Raw genomic sequence first — 16717 nt, 5'->3', positions numbered from 1 at the left:
GAGACGGAGGACCACCGGGTGTCGTGAGCGGGGAGCGCTTTCTAGTTTCGGATGAGGGCCATCGGGGAGATGGCCGCAACGCCGGAGACCATCCAAGGAGAACCTCATGCGGTTGCCGTTCCGATCGAAGCGCCTGCTCGCCGTCGCCGTCGCCGTCGCGGCCGTTCCAGCGACGGCCCTGCCACTGGCCGTCCCCGCGTCGGCGGTCACGGAGGTGGTCACCACGGGAGCGGCCACCTCAGTGGTCACCGCAGGGGCGGTCACGGCCGAGACGACCACGTCGGGAGCGGTCACGGCCGGAGGCGTTCTCGCCGAGCCGGAGATCCCCGACAGCCCCGCCGGCCGGCAGTTGCGCTGGTTCCTCGGCGCGCCCGACCGGGCACCGCTCTCGGAGAGCGAGCTCGGGGAGCATCTCAACTCCGGCTACCTCTCGTCGCTCACGGTCAACGGCGTCAACGCCTTCCTGCAGGCGGCGAAGGGGTTCCGCCTGGAGAAGCTGACCAAGGAGACGCCGTCCGCGCTGGCCGGGACCGGGGCGATCGGCGAGCAGGCGTTCGTCCTGCAGCTCGGTGTGGACGGCGACGGGAAGATCAACCTGTTCGGGCTGACGCCTCCGGAGCCCTCCGTACCCGCCGCTCCCAAAAACTGGAAGCAGCTCGACGCCCGGGTCCGCGAGGTCGCACCGCGCGTGGGCTTCCTCTCCGCCGAGATCGACTCGCGGGGCAGGTGCGACGTCGCGCACGCCGTGGCGCCGGACACGGTCCGGCCGTTGGGCTCGATCTTCAAGCTGTACGTGCTGGGCGCCGTGGCCGAGAAGGTCCGCGACGGCAAGCTGAGCTGGAACACCAAGCTCACGATCAAGCCCGAGTGGAAGAGCCTGGGTGAGGACGGACTGACGGGCCGTCCAGACGGCGGCACCACCACGGTGAAGGAGGCCGCCAAGCTGATGATCTCGATCAGCGACAACACCGCCACCGACATCCTGATCCACACGGTCGGCCGCAAGGCGGTGGAGGCGAAGGTACGGCAGTGGTCGAGCCACGCCACCCGGAACATCCCCTTCCTCACCACGCGCGAGGTCTTCCTGCTCAAGGGCGTGAACCACCCGGCGCAGGCCCGCGCCTACCTGGCGCTCGACACCGCGGGCAAGCGCGCCTACCTCAAGAACACGGTCGCCGGACAGTCGCTGTCGGACATCGTGCTCTGGCAGAAGCCCAGGGAGATCGACACTCTGGAGTGGTTCGGTTCGCCCCGCGACATCTGCCGCGCCTACGCCGGGCTCCTCAAGCTGGGGGGCAAGCAGGTGAGCGCGGTGATGTCGGCCAACGACGTCGGGATCGGGCTCGACAAGAAGAAGTGGCCGGTGGTCTGGGCCAAGGGCGGTTCGGAGCTGGGGGTCCTCGACCTGTCGTACATGGCACGCTCGGCCACCGGGAGGACCTACGTCGTGACCGCGCTGACCAGCGACCCCGCCGGCGCGCTGGACGAGCGGGTCGCGACCCCCGAGCTGATCTCGCTGAGCCGGGGCGGCTTCGCACTGACCGGCAGGAAGTAGTCCCACCCGGGGCGGCGGCAGCGGTCCCCGTTCAATGGACGGCGGGAAGGTGATTCTCCTCGGCGAACGATGGGGAAGTGGCCCCTCCAGGCGAACGAATTCACCGACGAGGCCGTGGCAACGACGTGTCACGGCCTCGGGGCGTCACGGTCTCGCGGCCTCACGGTCTAGGGGCGTAACGGTCTCGGGGGCTCGGGATGTCACGGTCTCGCCCGGCAAGGAATAGTTGAAACATCAACTGAGTTGTCACCGGCGAACATCGCAGGAAGGAATCCAAGATGCCCGCCGTGACCGTTGAGAACCCGTTGACCCTGCCCCGCCTGCCGCAGCCGCTGAACGCGACCCGCGAGCGCCAGGTGCTGGCCGTCACCACCGCGCCGAGCGGATTCGAGGGAGAGGGATTCCCGGTCCGCAAGGCACTCGCGACGATCAAGTCCCAGTATCTCGACCCGTTCATCATGATGGACCAGATGGGCGAGGTCGACTATGCGCCGGGCGAGCCCAAGGGCACCCCCTGGCACCCGCACCGGGGCTTCGAGACCGTCACCTACATGATCGACGGTGTGATGGACCACGCCGACTCGCACGGCGGCGGCGGCACGATCTCCGACGGCGACACGCAGTGGATGACGGCCGGCGGTGGCATCCTGCACAAGGAGGCTCCCCCGGAGTGGCTGGTCGCCAAGGGCGGCCTGTTCCACGGGATCCAGCTCTGGGTCAACCTGCCGGGCAAGGAGAAGATGGTCGCGCCGAAGTATCAGGACATCGGCAGGACCAACGTCGTCCTTCTCAGCAGCCACGACGGCGGAGCGCTGGTCCGCCTCATCGCGGGCGAGGTCGGCGAGTTCACCGGCCCCGGCTCCACCCGGACGCCGATCACCCTGCTGCACGCCTCCCTCAGCCCCGGTTCCCAGCTGACGCTCCCCTGGCGCAAGGATTTCAACGCGCTCGCGTACGTCCTGTCGGGACGTGGCACCGTCGGCGGCGACCGGCAGCCGATCGAGTCGGGTCAGCTGGCCGTCTTCGACGGCTTCGGCAACCTTCCCGGGCTGGGCACCGACGGCGAGGCCATCACGCTCTCGGCCGCCGGTACGCAGGAGAGCCGTAGCCCCAACCTGGAGGTCATCGTGCTCGGCGGCCGTCCGATCGGCGAGCCGGTGGCGCACTACGGGCCGTTCGTGATGAACACCCAGGCGGAGCTTGCCAAGGCGTTCGAGGACTACCAGGCGGGCCGCCTCGGCACCATCCCCGCCGACCACGCCTGAGCGCGGTCCGGCACCGGCCATCCGGTGCCGGGCCTAGCTCTCGACGAGGGTGACGCAGGCGACGCGGATACCGGCCGCGCCGGCCTCCGGACCCGTGCTGCGGGTGGGCTCGGCGTGGATCACGAGCGACCTGGGGAGCCGCCCGGGGACGAGCGCCCAGTCCTGGGTGACGGTGCCGGTGGCGGCGCCCTGGGCGTCGGTGGTGAAGTCGAGCCAGACCTCGTTCTCGGCGCTCGCGTGGGTGTGGGAGTGCTGGTAGTGCGGCCCGGCGTCCTCCGGTTCGAAGCCGCACGGATTGACGTGCAGGTGCGCCCCGTACGTGCGCCCAGGGAGCATGCCCTTCACGGTGACCGTGGCGGTGGCGAGCACCGCCCCGGACTCCACGTTGACCTGCGCCCAGGCTCCCGGCGGCACGAGCCGGGTGTCGTAGACGATGGTGGAGACGCGCGGCGCGGGATCGGTGAACGTGCCGCCCCCGACGAGACGGATCTCGCGGGCGCCCGGGGTGGCCGACGCCGCGGCCGGGCCGCGCCCGGCGGGATCGGCGGCCTGATCACCGCAGCCCGCGCAGAGCAGAGCCACAGCGGCGAGAACTCTCATGATGCGCATCCACGATCTCCTTGAGCGGCCGGAGAAGAGCAGAGCCCACCATATCGAGTAATCATATGATCACTCTCGGTATTGACCGCTCTCGGCCACGCCGCCCAGGAAGCGCGGGATGTGATCGGCGCGGGAGCGGTTCAGGCGTTGGCCGAGGCGATCTCGTCGATGCGGGCGGCCAGGGTGAAGTCGAGTTCCGTCAGGCCGCCCGCGCTGTGCGTGCTGAGCGCCAGGTGGAGGGTGCGCCAGCGGATGTCGATGTCGGGGTGGTGGTCGAGCTTCTCGGCCTCCACCGCGATCTCGTCCACGATGCGGATCGCGGTCGGGAAGTCGGTGGCGTTGATCGTGCGGCGGATCTCGTCGCCCTCGCGCCGCCACTCGGGCAGGCCGGTCAGCCGAGCGTCCACCGTGGAGTCGTCAAGCAGGTTCATCCCCCCAGGAGATCATGTCTCCGGCGAGGACACCAAGCCTGGGCAGGCTTCCGGCGCGCCTGGCCATGGCCATGATGCCCTGGGCCATGGAGGTGGCGTGGCTGGCCTGGTCGAGGAGGGGCTCCAGCTCGGGCAGCAGTTCGGGCAGCCCGGCGAGGCTCCACTCGTGCCAGCCCGACAGGCGGGTGCCCCCGCTGTCGGGGTCCTCGGCGCGGTAGGCGGCCAGGATCGGGCACTCGCGGTTGATGCGGAGCAGCCATCGCTCGATGTCGGCGTTGAACGCGGCGATCCGGGAGGGCGCGGCGTACAGCCAGCCGTCGTCGCCGATGCGGTCTGACTCGCCGTCGGCGACCGGGTAGGTGCGGACCACCGTGCCGTGCAGGAGCAGACCGCTCGCCACCATGAGCTGGCGGCCCTCGCACCAGTCGAGCGCCCCGCGCAGGGGCGCCGGAACGGTGTCGACGATGACCGCGCGCTGGGAACTGCTGGGCTGACGGGCGAAGCGTACGTGCACCTCGGCCCACATGTAGTAACTCGCCTCCCCCGCACCGAAGAAGGGGAAGGGGAAATCCTGGTCGGGGTGGGCCATGTGTCGGGTTCTCCGCGGGAGAAGGGTCAGGAGTCGTTCCGAATATGAACGACTCCTGACGACGCCCCCGGGATTACTCGCCGAGACCGTTTATTTGACCGGATCCGGTCATTTGACGGCGCCCGAGGTCAGACCCGACTGGATCTGGCGCTGGAAGATGATGTAGATGATCATGACGGGGATGATGGCCATGCTCAGCGCGGCGAACAGTCCCGGCCAGTCGGCCTCGTACCCGGCGCTGGTGGAGATGTTGGCGACGCCCTGGGTGATCAGCCACTTGTCCTCGACGTTGCCCGACAGCAGCACGATCGGCAGAAGATACTGGTTCCACTGGCCCAGGATGTTGAAGATCGTGATGCTGATCAGCCCCGGCCTCGCCATCGGCACCATGATCTGGAAGAACGTCCGGGTGTGCGAGCAGCCGTCCATCATCGCCGCCTCGGCCACCGAGGTGGGCAGCGTCTTGAAGAACGCCGACAGGAAGAAGACGGTGAACGGCAGCGAGTAGGCGATGTAGACGAGGATCAGCCCGAAGTGGGTGTCGATCAGGCCGAGGTTTCTCACCACGAAGAAGAGCGGGACCAGCGCGAGGAAGACCGGGAAGGTCATCCCCGAGACGAACAGGAAGTAGATGAACCTGTTGCCGGGGAAGGTGTAGCGCGCCAGCACGTACGCGGCCATCGAGCCGAGCAGCATGGTGCCCGCCGTGCTGCACGCCACCACGAAGACGGTGTTCAGCATGTACTGGCCGATGTGGGCCTTCTCCCAGGCCCGGCCCCAGGCGTCCCAGCCGAACGAGGCGGGGAGCGTGATCGCGTCCCCGAAGATCTCGGTGTTGGTCTTGAAGGAGGACAGGAACGTCCAGAGGATCGGACCGATGATCAGGATCGCCCAGACCAGCAGCGCGACGTGGGAGAGCGCGCCGAAGACCCCGAGCGGGTTTCTCACGCGGCGCCCGGCGCGCGCGGGGGCGGCGGGGCGGGTGGCGTCGGGCTTGCGAGCCGTGTCCGTGGGAGGCGCAGCCATCAGAACTCGATCCTCTCGCGCCGGGTCACGCGCAGGGTGAGGGCGGCGAACGTGATGGTCATGAAGAACAGCGCCACGCCCATCGCCGAGGCGTAGCCGAACTTGGAGAAGTTGAACGCCGTACGCCAGATCTCCAGCGGGAGCACCGTCGTGGAGTTGTCGGGCCCGCCGCGGTCGACCGAGAGGACCTGGACCAGGGCGAAGGCGTCGAACGCGGCGATACCGAGATAGACCCAGGCGACCTGCATGGTGTCCCACAGCAGCGGGATCGTGATCCTGAAGAACAGGGTGAACCGGCCCGCGCCGTCGAGCGCGGCGGCCTCGAACACGTCCTTGGGGATGGAGGACATGCCGGCCGAGAACAGGACCACGTAGAAGCCGACGGCCTGCCAGACCATCACCGCGATGATCGACAGCAGGGCGATGTCCGGGTCGATGAGCCAGCCGACCGGCTCGATGCCGACCTTGCCGAGCAGGCCGTTGATCACGCCGGTCCCGTCCGGGCGGTAGATCGCCTGGAAGAGCACGCCGACGATGGCGACGGCCAGGACCTGGGGCAGGAAGAAGATCACACGATAGACCTTCGAACCCCAGATCCCGGTCATCCGCCCGTCCCGCTGCCCGCCGCTCAGGTTGAGCAGGAAGGCGAAGAACAGGGCGATCACGATCGTGACCAGCGGCATGACGAGCAGCAGAACACCGTGGTGCCGCACCGCGGCCCAGAAGACCTCGTCGTCGAAGAGCCTGGTGAAGTTCTCCAGGCCGACGAACTGAGGGTTCGCCGAGATGCCCTTCCAGTTGGTCATCGAGATCTGGAAAGCCTGGATGTACGGGCTGATCACGAAGACCACGTAGAGGAGGACCGGCGCGGCGAGAAAGCCGACGATGAACGGATACTTGCCCTGCCGCATCGGGAGCTACACCGGCCGTTCCTGCTTGGTGATGGACGAGTCCGCCTTGGTCTTGTCGGCTGCCTTCTGCATCTTCTCGCAGAACTCGTCGGCGGAGATGCGGCCGAACATCAGGGCGTTGGTCTGCTTGCGCAGCTCGGTCTCGAACTCCTTGTACCAGTTCTCGAAGCTGCTGAAGGTGACGATGTTCTGGCCGGCGGCGGTCTGCGCGGCGCTGAGGCTCGCGTTGCCCGGCGACAGTTCCAGGCCGTCGGCGGCACCGGTCACGACGGTGATGTTGCCCGACTTCTCGGTGAAGCCGCGCGCGCCCTCCTTGGAGAGCATGATGCGCAGATACTCCAGGCCGCCCTTGGGATTCTTCGCCTTGGCGGGGACGATGTAGGCCTCGCCGGCCGCGGCGCGGATGGCCTCGAAGGGCATCTTGTCGGCGGCTGTGACGCTGGGGGTGGGCGTCAGCGCGTACTTGAAGGTCTCGGGGGTCTGTTCCTTCTGCTCGTTCTCCAGCCAGGAGCCCGACGGGTACAGCGCGATCTTGCCCTGGTTCTGGCGGAGCTGAACCTCGGTGTGGATGAGGCCCTCGAAGGACTTGTCCATGTATTTGGCGATCTCGGCCCAGGCTGCGGCGGACTGCTTCATCGCGTCGCGCTGCCAGACGCCGTCGACGAGGTTGTCGACGTCGATCAGGATCTGGTTGCCCTCGATCTTCGCGGCGGAGATGAGGATCATCCAGTACATGTAGTAGGAGGCGTTCTTGCCCGCGTACGCGAAGGGGGTGATCCCCGCCGCCTTCGCCGTCTCGGCGAAGGTCTTGAACTCGTCGAAGGTCTTCGGCGGGGTCCAGCCGTTCTTCTCGAACAGCGCGGAGTCGTACCAGAGGCCGTACGCGGAGAAGACGTAGTTCATCAGGTAGGGCTTGCCGCCGATGAGGCCGGACTCGACGGTGCCCGGCGCGACCATGTCGCGCACCTTCTTGCTCGGGTCGTCGATGGAGGGGGCGTCCCACAGCTCGGTGAGCTCCAGGAGCTGGCCCTCCTGCTGCAGGGCGCCGTTGTCCATCAGGTCGGTGCCGGAGTTGGCGATCATGTCGGGGACGTCGCCGCCGGCGAACCTCGGCTGCAGGGTCTGGGCGATCTGCTGGGTGGCGACGTGCTTGATCTGGGCCTGCGGGAACGCCTTCTTGTACAGCGGCTCGTGGACCTCGGTGGCGTAGCTGTCGCCCAGGCCGCCCTTGAAGATGACGACCTCGAGCGGCGCGTCGGCGGCGACGCCGAACGGGTTCGCCGCGGAGATCGCGCCGCTCGCGGAGGGTGCCGCGGAGGCGGCGGGGGCCGGGCCGCCGGCGGTGGCGCAGGCGGTGAGCATCCCTGCGCCGGGGCCGGCGATCAGAGCGGTCATGCCGATCCGGCGGAGCATCTGCCGCCGGGTGATATCTCCGGGCGTACTGGCCGATGTGGACATGTAACCCTCCTGCACGGGGGATCAATTAGGAAAGTTTCCTAAACGTTTGCCCGAAGGTACGTACCCCTGGAGTCCACCGTCAAGAGCTCGCATCCGGTCTAGACCGAGCCGTGATGTCCTCGCGACATATCCGGTAGAAACCAAACGCCAGGGAAGTGCGATCTGGCAACGAAACAGCACATAGCGGTCTAAATTCCTCTACGAACCATTGACGCACGACCTCTGGGGAGGTAGAGGAACCCTGCTCTCCGGCCGCCGACAGGCGGCAACCGGTCTAGACCAGATAATGAAGGTTTGCCGCCCGGTACCGCAACCCCCTACTTTTAACGACATGTTGCTGGCCGAGCAGCGCCGCCTGCTGTGTGAGTACGGCCACCGGGCCGCCGCGACCGGACTGGTCGTCGGGACCGCGGGAAATCTCAGCGTCCGCGCGGGCGACCTGGTCGCCGTGACACCCAGCGGCGTCTCCCTCGACCGGCTGGAGCCCGAGGCCTGCCCGGTCGTCGACATCGAGGGACACCTCGTCGAGGGCGACCTGCGGCCGTCGTCGGAGACCCCCATGCACCTCGCGGTCTACGCGACCACCGACGCCGGCGCCGTCGTGCACACCCACTCCGTCTTCGGCACCGTGGTCGCCACGACCATGAGCGAGCTGCCGCCGATCCACTACAACGTCCTGCTGCTCGGCGGGACCGTGAGGGTCGCCGAGTACGCCACCTACGGCACCCCCGAGCTCGCCGCCTCCGTCAGGGCCGCGCTCAAGGACAGGCGTGCCGCGCTGATGGCCAACCACGGCGGGGTCACGATCGGCGACGACCTGGACGGCGCCTTCGAGGCGACCAGGCTGCTGGAGTGGCTCTGCGAGGTCTACGTGCGGGCCAGGAGCGTCGGCGAGCCCCGCGTGCTCACCGAGGAGCAGCTCGCCTCGGTGGTCCGGCGCGCCCTCGACCCGCCCACCTTTCCCCGCCGCGAGGACTGACCGCGGCGCGACCACCTGCCCGTCCGGCACACCGCCGGACTCCCCATCGCGAGGACTGACCCCATGCCCCTGCAGCTCACCGGCGCGCCGAGCGATCCGGACCTCATCCGCCTGCCCTGGGACGTCCCGCTGGAGCAGTGGCCCGAGCACCGCCTGGTCTCCCTGCCCCGCGGCATCTCCCGGCACGTGGTGCGCTTCGCCCGCCTGTCGGGCAAGGTGTACGCGATCAAGGAGATCAGCGAGTACTACGCCAAGCGCGAGTATCGCCTGCTGTGGGACCTGAGCCGGATGGACACCCCGTCCGTCGAGCCGGTCGCCGTGGTCACCGGGCGGACCGGCTCGGACGGCGAGCCGCTCGACTCCGCGCTCATCACCCAGCACCTGCAGTTCTCGCTGCCCTACCGCGCGGTCATGTCGGGGACGGTCCGCCCAGAGACGCTCAACCGACTGCTCGACGCCCTCGCCGTACTGCTCGTACGGCTGCACATCAGCGGTTTCTACTGGGGCGACTGCTCGCTGTCGAACGTCCTGTTCCGCCGGGACGCGGGCTCCTTCGCCGCCTATCTGGTCGACGCCGAGACGGGCGAACTGCACCCCATGATCAGCGAGGGGCAGCGGCTGTACGACATCGAGGTGGCGCACACCAACATCTTCGGCGAGATGCTCGACCTGGAGGCGGGCGGGCTGCTGCACTCCTCCATCGACCCCGAGCAGGTCGCCGACTCGGTCTGCCGCCGCTACCACCGTCTGTGGAGCGAGCTCACCTCCGACGAGATCATCGAAGAGGTCGACTGGCACATGATCGACCAGCGGATCCGCCGGCTGAACTCCCTGGGGTTCGACGTCGCGGAGATGATGGTCCGCCGCAAGGCGGGCACCGGGCGGCTCATCGTCAGGCCCAAGGTCGTGGACGCCGGGCACCACCAGCGCAGGCTGCTGCGGCTCACCGGCCTGGACGTGGAGGAGAACCAGGCCAGACGCCTCCTCAACGACCTCGACTCCTTCCGCGTGTCACACGGTCTTCGCCACGAGGACGAGGCGATCGTGGCCCACCGCTGGCTTGCCGAGGTCTTCCAGCCCACGGTGCAGGCCGTCCCTCAGGAGATGCGGGGCAAGCTGGAGCCCGCGCAGTTCTTCCATGAGGTGCTCGACCACCGCTGGTACATGTCGGAGGAGGCGGGGACCGATGTCGGCCTGCCCGCCGCGGTGAATTCCTATGTGAAGAACATTCTCATTTTCAAGCCGGACGAAAAGGCACTCATCGCCGAGGACTAAAGGGTTGATTTCCATCCGGGGTGCATAACTTCCCCTCGGGGTGGTGAATCCTCCCCCTTCTCCCATGAAACCCCCAGTCGGAGAGAGTGGTTTCCGAGGGTTTTCCCTACGCTGACCGGGCGACGTTCGAAGTCGTCGGCAAGGGAGAGCACGTGCTCGGAATCGAAGACTGTCTCACCGAGGTAATGGCCATCCCCGGGGCCCTGGACGCGATCCTCATCGATCAGACCAGCGGGACCGCGGTGGCCGCCGGCGGTGCGAGCCGTCACACCGACGTGGAGAGGTCGGCCGCGGGGCTGAGCGAGACCCTGCGCGCGACGCTCGACGGGCTCGCCGTCACCGTGCCCGGCGGCACGGTCCGGATCAACGACATGATCGTGACCACGGACGGCGGACACCATTTACTGAAGCCGCTGGAAACGCCGTTCGACGGCCCGCTCGTCATTTACGTCAGGCTCGATCTGGAACGCTCGAACCTGGCACTGGCCCGCCACCGCCTCCAGGCCCTTTCCGGCCGCCTGATATCGACGTGAGCCCATGCCCAGCGTCGAGAACATCCTCAGCGGGCTCGCCGGCGACCACGCCACCGGATCCCTGCGGCTCGGCAAGGCGGGGGTCATCTACCTCACCGACGGCCGCGTGACCTACGCCGAGAGCGCGTCCGCCCCTCGGCTGGAGGACCTGCTGGGCGCCTGCCGCGGCATATCCGCCCACGCCGTACGGCAGGTCAGGCAGGCCACCACCCGCAGGCGACCGGACCCCGCGCCCCTTCCCGAGCCGCGGGAGTCGCGGGAGCCCCAGCCGACGGGCGGCGAGCGGCTGATCGTCCAGGGCCTGCTCACCAGGGGTGAGCTGGAGTTCTGCGTGCTCAGCACGGTGCTCGACGCCGCGTACTTCCTGCTGCGGGCCACCGGGCACCGGCCCAGGTTCCGGCGGGGAGAGCGGCACTGGCTCGGACCGCAGTGGTACTTCGACGCGACCGGCCTGCTCCGGGAGTGCGAGCGGAGGAAGGCGCAGTTGGAACAGATCTGGCCGTCCGCGGAACTGGACACGCTCCCGGTCGTCCCGGTGGAGCGCATCGACGCCCACCGGGTGGTGCTGAGCGCGCTCCAGTGGGAGGTGCTCGTCGGCGCCGACTCCGTCGCGACCCCGGCCGAACTGGCGCGCAAGCTGGGCCGTCCCGCGTACTCGGTACTGCTCGCCGTACGACAGCTCGCCTCCTCCGGGCTGCTCCGCGTCCCGGAGCCCGGTCCGGCCGAGGCCCCCGCCGCGCCGGACCCGCTGCCCAGGCGGACGAAGGGCGCCACGGAGATCCCGGCGGCCGGGACGGGCTCCGTGGAGACGTCGGAGCGGATCCCCAGGGCGAACGGGGACCCGGCCGACGTCAACCTGCTCATCCGGCTCAGGAACGCATTGGAGGCAATGACTTGAGCCCGGTCACATGCCGATAAGGCTACGGACGCTGAAGTTGATCGGAAGGAGGATGCCGGTGGAACTGCGCGAGGAGATACGCCGTGAGATGGCGATGCTGCGAGAACGCGTACCCGACGTGGACGGGAGCATCGCGTGCAGTGTCGACGGCCTGACGATAGCCAGCGACCTGAGAAACGACATCGAGCAGACGGGCGCGCTCTCCTCCGCGGTGCTCGCCCTGAGCCGCCGGATGACGGGCATCGCCGGCAAGGGCGCCTTCGAGGAGACGCTGATCTCCGGAACCAACGGCTACGCGGCGTTCTACGCCGCCGGACCCAAGATCGTTCTCACAGTCCTGGCACGCCCGGGGACCAATCTCGGGCTGCTCAGGCTGGAGGGCCGCAAAACGGCGGACAGACTCGCCGCCGTCAGCTCACGCACATCGATATCCCAGTGATCGGAGACAGTAATGGGCAACATGGACATCTCGCTCAAGGAGATGATGGCGATCGACGGCGCCATCGGCGCGGTCGTCGTCGACTACAACAGCGGAATGGCGCTCGGCGCGCTCGGCGGGTCCAAGGACCTCGACCTCCAGGTCGCGGCCGCGGGTAACACCGAGGTCGTCAGGGCGAAGATGCGGACCATGGAGTCGCTCGGCCTCAAGGACGGCATCGAGGACATCCTCATCACGCTCGGCACGCAGTATCACGTGATCCGCCCGATCTCGGGCCGGAGCGGTAAAGGGCTGTTCCTCTACCTGGCCCTCGACCGGAGCCGGGCCAACCTCGCGCTCGCCCGGCACAGCCTGCGCGGCATCGAGGAGAAGCTCGAAGTCTGATCCTCCGCTGCGGTTCGCGCCCCGACAGGCGCGGACCGCACCGGAACCCTCCGCACCTCGGGGACGGTGACGGAGGGGTCGGTTCTTCTGGGCCGCCACGCCGCCGGGGACGGTGGCGGTGGCGGAGGCCGGTTCTTCCCGGCTGTCGCGCCGTCGGGGTCAGTTCTTCTCCGCGGCCACGCCGTCGGGGACATGCTCGGAGACGTGCTCGACCATGACCTTGGGCTTGCCGAGCCAGGGCCGCGCCTCGGCACTCACCAGCTGGGTCTGCAGGCCGATGCCCAGCTTCCTCGCCATCGCGAAGACGGTCGTCGGCGGCTGGGCCGGGCTGGTGTCCCTGCGGTTCCACGCGCCGGTGGAGAACGCGACGGGGTGGTTCTTGATCCCCGTGCCGTTGCCCCACTTGGTGACGACGTACTGGATGTCGATGTGGCCCATGCCCCCGTTGCCGTCCACGCCGAGTGTGCGGGAGTTGAACGTGCCGCCGGTCAGGTCGGCGAAGGTCTTGGCGTCGATGTCGATCATGATGCCCCGGTTGGAGGGGGTACCCGGGCCGCGGTCGCCGACGAAGAACTTCGCCTTCTTGCCCTTGTAGAGGACGTATCCCTCGGTGAACAGGGGCCAGCTCGGGCTGGCGATCATGCCCTTCTGCATCGGCTTGCCGCTGGCGGGCAGTCCGGTGTCACCGGCCCGGCCCGAGGAGTCGTCCCAGAAGTAGGAGGCCGTGGTCGCACCCTGGAGGAGAACGGCCTCGGTACCGGCGGGCGCGGCGGCCGCGGGGTCGTTCGCGAGGCGGGTGGAGGCGGGGGCCGCGGAGGCGGGAAGCGCCAGGGCGACACCGCCGGAGAGGAGAAGGCTCGCGGCCGTGAGGGCCGCGGCGAGGCCGCGCCCGAGGGAGGTGTTCCTGTACGAGGGTCGCTCGCCCGGACGGGGCTTGTTCAGGTCGTTCTTGTGCATACCAAAGGAGGGGTGCATGGAGAAAGGGCTCTTTCACGAGGGAACGGGGCGGCCGTGTGCGAACACCGAAGGGGTGCACCGGCGGGGACGCGCTCATCGGAAAAGGTGGCGTAGTCGGATCAGCCGATCGCTACGCGGAGCACGGTCCTGAAGATGCCGCGATCAGGCGCGGCGGGTCGAGGGGCGGGGGGCGGCGTGAAAGTTCAGGTGGTCGGTGCGGACAGTGGGTCCACCGACGTGGTGACGCGGTGATCCATGAGGGGATCTCCTCTCCATCTCGTCTACCGGGTTAGCTGACGGGTTCGGGCGGTGGAGTTGCCCTACCGCCGCGCGTTCGCGGCGGATTCACCCCGGAAAATTGGTTCCCCGGCTCCGGAGCCCTGCGGGCCCTCGGGATTCGACGTCGGCCGGCCGCCTCCTCTTGTGAAGGGCAGGTCGCCAACCGATAACAGTGGACACTACCCACCAAATCGGACAAAGCAAAGCAAACACCACGAAAAACCCAGAAGATCTACCTAAAAGCTTCAAGGAAGCCCCATCGATCGCCCCGCCAGGTCGGCACCCGCCCTACCAGCGAGAACGCCTTCCCCATGCCGTCATTCGCCGCGAGAACCCCCGCCCCCGGACCCGCGCGGGGGCCTCCACCGGCGGCCGACAGCCCGTCCCGCCGGACGAAGCTCCTCCCCGAGATCCGGGATGGGCCCCCGGGTCATCCCCGTCCGGTCAGTCCCACCAGAACGACCAGGCGTTCCTGCCCTTGATCTGCTCGGCGTAGTCGATGAGGGTCCCCGCCCCCTGGATGATGCTGTCGGGACAGAACGTCCAGTGTTCCGCCGCGACGTGCAGGGCGTGCTCGGAGGTCGTCGGAGGCGCGGCGACGCTGAGGTCGAGGGTGTTGAAACCCATCCCGACCACCCGCACCCCGAACCTCTCCTCCCAGCTCCGTACGACGGCCGCGAGCGGGACCATCCACTCGTTGTGGTTCAGGGCGCCCTGCCAGCCCATCACGGCCAGGGCGTCGGCCCCGCGCTCCACCGCGACGAGCCCGAGCGGGGTCCTGCGCTCGGCCACCAACCCGGCGTACCAGTCGGCGACCACACCGGGATCGGCGGCGAGCCTTCCCCCGGGCGCCGGGCCCGGACACTCGGGACCGTAGGGGTCGAGAAGTTCGAGCTGGTCCAGGGTCGCCCTCGCGATCCAGTCGGACCACACCTCGGCCATGAACGCGGCGGCGTTGTAGTTGTCGATCTGAGCGGCGGTGTCAGGGGCGATCTGGCCGGCCGACCAGGGCTGGACGGAGTCCTCCAGCAGAACCGGCCACAGGCCCGACTGCTCGTGCTGAGCCCTCAGCCGGGCCCAGTACTCGCCGGAGACCGTCACCTCACTCAGCCAGAACGCCGGACGGCGACGGACCGCGAGCTGAGCGTAACCGGGGTCGGGCCACACCACGTCCCCCGGCGGCAACTCCACCGAAAGCCTCCTGCCCCCGTCCCCCTCACCTTCGTGGGCTCCTTCTCCCCCATCGGCGAACAGCTGGCCCAGAACTGGCGGGAGTCTCTCACGCTCGCAATCGCTCATCTCTACCGATCCGATCCTGACCACGGATCAATTTTGGCCTGTCAACCATCCCGAGGGACAGTTCTGCCCTGGTCCAGGCAAAAATTATCGGTACAGAGGGGAACAGGGCCGAGCGGGTGCCACCCCTCAACGCTCAACGAGACCGTTCGGGGCTACAGGCCGCGTTCGCGAGGGCGCCGTGAGTCTCGGGGTAATGGGCGGGCCCACGAAGCCGGAGAGCTAAGGCTCGAAGAGCACCAGGGGGTGGCGCCGCGTCATCTCCAGGACCACGCGGCACACCTCCCCCGCCCGTGGGAAGACCGCGTTCATCAGCACGAAGTCCTCGCCCACGGTGAGCGGCTCGGACCACGGTGAGGCGCCGTAGTTCTCGACGGTCAGGTCGGGGAAGAGCGCCGTCAGCTCCTCGTAGAAGGCCGCCACCTCCGGGCGGGGCTCACCGGGTGCGGCTCCGCTCTCGTCCCAGGCGAGATATCGAAGAAGGGCCTCCCGCGCGGTGATCGGCCCGGCCGCAAACCAGACCCCGAGATCAAAGCTCACACCATGTCCTCGTCGTCCTCGTCGTCCTCGTCGTCGCCTGCCCAGCCGTCGAATCCTACGTGCCCGGCGGACGCCTGATATGCGCGAACGGCACGGAAAGATCGACGCCCGAGATGCGCGACCGGTGCGGAAGGATCGACGTCTGGAATGCGCGACCGGTGCGGAAGGCGGACACCTTTATATACGCGTATATACGCGACCGACGAGGAGGGGCGGTGGGGGCCAGGACAACACGGAAAGGGTGCACGCGTGCCCGTGGAGCCGGTTCTGTCAGTGGCGGGCCGTACCCTGCTGGCATGATCATTATCTCCGGCTGGATCCGTGTCGCCCCCGATGCCCGTGACGACTACCTCAAGGGATGCGTGAGCGTGATCGAGCAGGCCCGCGCCGCGTCCGGCTGCCTCGACTTCACGCTTGGCGCCGACCTCGTGGACACCGGCCGGATCAACGTCTACGAGCGGTGGGAGTCGGAGGAGACCCTCGACGCCTTCCGAGGTTCCGGGCCGAGCGACGACCAGGAGACGATGATCCGCGATGCCGAGGTGTCTCGCTACCAGATCTCCGGCGTCGGCCCCGCCTGAGCGGGGTCGACACCACCAGGGAGGGGGATGGCGACGCGGTTCAGGGTCCGGGGTCCGGGGTCCGGCAGACTGGACATGACAGAAAGGGGTCTCGTCATGACCGACAAGCCCATCCTGGAGCCCAGCCCCAGTCACCCGATCACGATCACGCCGAACCCGGCCCGGATCGTCGTCTCGGTGGCAGGCCGGGTGGTCGCCGACTCGCGGAGCGCGTTGACACTGCGGGAGGCGGCGTACCCGCCGGTGCAGTACATCCCGATCGCCGACGTCGACCGCTCGCTGCTGGAGCGGACCGACACCGCCACCTACTGTCCTTTCAAGGGCGACGCGAGTTACTACACCGTCACGGTGGACGGGAAGCAGGCGGTGGACGCGGTGTGGTTCTACGAGTCGCCGTATCCGGCCGTCGCCGAGATCAAGGACCACGTCGCCTTCTATCCCGACCGGGTCGACTCCATCGTCGAGGAACCGGCCGCCTGAGCGCCTTTTCGGCTCGAGTCCGCCGGGAGACGTCCGGCTCTCGTGCCCGACCCTCCGATCACCACTGGGACGGGCACTTCGACTCGTACGGCCAACGGTGGGCGGCACCCCGCAGCCGCCCACCGTCGCGTCACAGGTGATCGACTACCAGTCGCCGAGGACGAGGCGGCCCGCGACCGGACCCAGCTGGAACTGGCCGGAGGTGTACCACTTACCGGCGTAGCTCAGCCCCTTCTTCCAG

The 16717-nt window shown here is 68.4% G+C and carries 19 protein-coding genes and 1 riboswitch; of the genes, 10 read left to right on the top strand and 9 right to left on the bottom strand.

Features of this window, described 5'->3' with window-relative positions; translation table 11 throughout:
- Positions 1–106: 106 nt before the first annotated feature.
- Together ACIBH4_RS14580 and ACIBH4_RS14575 are read left to right on the top strand one after the other, a co-directional pair.
- Complete coding sequence (locus tag ACIBH4_RS14580; RefSeq protein ID WP_362763798.1) at positions 107–1555, top strand: serine hydrolase; 1449 nt, start codon at positions 107–109, stop codon at positions 1553–1555.
- 278 nt (positions 1556–1833) lie between these two features.
- On the top strand, positions 1834–2820 hold the full coding sequence (locus tag ACIBH4_RS14575; RefSeq protein WP_362763795.1) for a pirin family protein: 987 nt from the start codon (positions 1834–1836) through the stop codon (positions 2818–2820).
- A 33-nt stretch (positions 2821–2853) separates the two neighbouring features.
- Here the strand turns inward: ACIBH4_RS14575 and ACIBH4_RS14570 are convergent, their stop codons facing one another.
- From ACIBH4_RS14570 to ngcE, 6 genes are all read right to left on the bottom strand, one after another.
- The gene (locus ACIBH4_RS14570; RefSeq protein WP_362763792.1) at positions 2854–3429 is read right to left on the bottom strand and encodes a superoxide dismutase family protein; all 576 of its coding nucleotides are present in this window, start codon (positions 3427–3429) and stop codon (positions 2854–2856) included.
- A 131-nt stretch (positions 3430–3560) separates the two neighbouring features.
- Entirely contained in the window at positions 3561–3851 is a 291-nt protein-coding gene (locus ACIBH4_RS14565; RefSeq protein ID WP_350945238.1) for a 4a-hydroxytetrahydrobiopterin dehydratase, read from the bottom strand.
- The gene (locus ACIBH4_RS14560) at positions 3838–4440 is read right to left on the bottom strand and encodes a hypothetical protein (RefSeq protein ID WP_362521931.1); all 603 of its coding nucleotides are present in this window, start codon (positions 4438–4440) and stop codon (positions 3838–3840) included. Before ACIBH4_RS14560 ends, ACIBH4_RS14565 begins: the two co-directional genes overlap by 14 nt.
- A 108-nt stretch (positions 4441–4548) precedes the next feature.
- On the bottom strand, positions 4549–5466 hold the full coding sequence (locus ACIBH4_RS14555; RefSeq protein WP_362521933.1) for a carbohydrate ABC transporter permease: 918 nt from the start codon (positions 5464–5466) through the stop codon (positions 4549–4551).
- Complete coding sequence (locus ACIBH4_RS14550; RefSeq protein WP_362763789.1) at positions 5466–6377, bottom strand: sugar ABC transporter permease; 912 nt, start codon at positions 6375–6377, stop codon at positions 5466–5468. Before ACIBH4_RS14550 ends, ACIBH4_RS14555 begins: the two co-directional genes overlap by 1 nt.
- A 6-nt stretch (positions 6378–6383) precedes the next feature.
- The gene (ngcE, locus tag ACIBH4_RS14545) at positions 6384–7835 is read right to left on the bottom strand and encodes an N-acetylglucosamine/diacetylchitobiose ABC transporter substrate-binding protein (protein WP_362521937.1); all 1452 of its coding nucleotides are present in this window, start codon (positions 7833–7835) and stop codon (positions 6384–6386) included.
- A gap of 331 nt (positions 7836–8166) precedes the next feature.
- On the opposite strand from ngcE, the gene ACIBH4_RS14540 reads away from it, so the two are divergent.
- From ACIBH4_RS14540 to ACIBH4_RS14515, 6 genes are all read left to right on the top strand, one after another.
- A complete protein-coding gene (locus tag ACIBH4_RS14540) occupies positions 8167–8814 on the top strand; it encodes a class II aldolase/adducin family protein (protein ID WP_362521939.1) in 648 nt (215 codons plus the stop codon).
- Positions 8815–8877: 63 nt separating this feature from the next.
- A complete protein-coding gene (locus ACIBH4_RS14535) occupies positions 8878–10089 on the top strand; it encodes a DUF4032 domain-containing protein (protein ID WP_362521941.1) in 1212 nt (403 codons plus the stop codon).
- Positions 10090–10241: 152 nt separating this feature from the next.
- The gene (locus ACIBH4_RS14530; RefSeq protein ID WP_362521943.1) at positions 10242–10622 is read left to right on the top strand and encodes a roadblock/LC7 domain-containing protein; all 381 of its coding nucleotides are present in this window, start codon (positions 10242–10244) and stop codon (positions 10620–10622) included.
- Positions 10623–10626: 4 nt separating this feature from the next.
- A complete protein-coding gene (locus ACIBH4_RS14525) occupies positions 10627–11520 on the top strand; it encodes a hypothetical protein (RefSeq protein WP_362521945.1) in 894 nt (297 codons plus the stop codon).
- Between the two features lie 58 nt (positions 11521–11578).
- Positions 11579–11959 carry a roadblock/LC7 domain-containing protein gene (locus tag ACIBH4_RS14520; protein ID WP_362763786.1) on the top strand — a complete coding sequence of 127 codons (381 nt, stop codon included), beginning with the start codon at positions 11579–11581 and terminating at the stop codon, positions 11957–11959.
- A 12-nt stretch (positions 11960–11971) separates the two neighbouring features.
- On the top strand, positions 11972–12343 hold the full coding sequence (locus ACIBH4_RS14515; RefSeq protein WP_362521949.1) for a hypothetical protein: 372 nt from the start codon (positions 11972–11974) through the stop codon (positions 12341–12343).
- Between the two features lie 159 nt (positions 12344–12502).
- Here ACIBH4_RS14515 and ACIBH4_RS14510 read toward each other — a convergent pair whose 3' ends face one another.
- The 3 genes from ACIBH4_RS14510 to ACIBH4_RS14500 form a co-directional block, all read right to left on the bottom strand.
- Positions 12503–13318 carry a hypothetical protein gene (locus ACIBH4_RS14510; RefSeq protein ID WP_362521951.1) on the bottom strand — a complete coding sequence of 272 codons (816 nt, stop codon included), beginning with the start codon at positions 13316–13318 and terminating at the stop codon, positions 12503–12505.
- 245 nt (positions 13319–13563) lie between these two features.
- A riboswitch (cyclic di-AMP (ydaO/yuaA leader) is annotated at positions 13564–13713 on the bottom strand.
- 310 nt (positions 13714–14023) lie between these two features.
- Positions 14024–14770: a DUF4253 domain-containing protein gene (locus ACIBH4_RS14505; protein ID WP_362521953.1), complete on the bottom strand. Its 747-nt coding sequence runs from the start codon at positions 14768–14770 to the stop codon at positions 14024–14026.
- Between the two features lie 327 nt (positions 14771–15097).
- Positions 15098–15415 carry a hypothetical protein gene (locus tag ACIBH4_RS14500; protein ID WP_350945225.1) on the bottom strand — a complete coding sequence of 106 codons (318 nt, stop codon included), beginning with the start codon at positions 15413–15415 and terminating at the stop codon, positions 15098–15100.
- A gap of 296 nt (positions 15416–15711) precedes the next feature.
- Here ACIBH4_RS14500 and ACIBH4_RS14495 point away from each other — a divergent pair, with 296 nt between their 5' ends.
- Together ACIBH4_RS14495 and ACIBH4_RS14490 are read left to right on the top strand one after the other, a co-directional pair.
- Positions 15712–15996, top strand: coding sequence for an antibiotic biosynthesis monooxygenase family protein (locus ACIBH4_RS14495; protein WP_362521955.1), 285 nt, complete (start codon positions 15712–15714; stop codon positions 15994–15996).
- 96 nt (positions 15997–16092) lie between these two features.
- Entirely contained in the window at positions 16093–16476 is a 384-nt protein-coding gene (locus ACIBH4_RS14490; protein ID WP_362521957.1) for a DUF427 domain-containing protein, read from the top strand.
- The last annotated feature ends 241 nt before the right edge of the window (positions 16477–16717 follow it).

Source organism: Streptosporangium sp. NPDC050284 (assembly GCF_044459525.1).
In the GTDB taxonomy this organism is placed as follows: Bacteria; Actinomycetota; Actinomycetes; order Streptosporangiales; family Streptosporangiaceae; genus Streptosporangium.
This window is presented reverse-complemented; position numbering and strand designations above follow the sequence as displayed.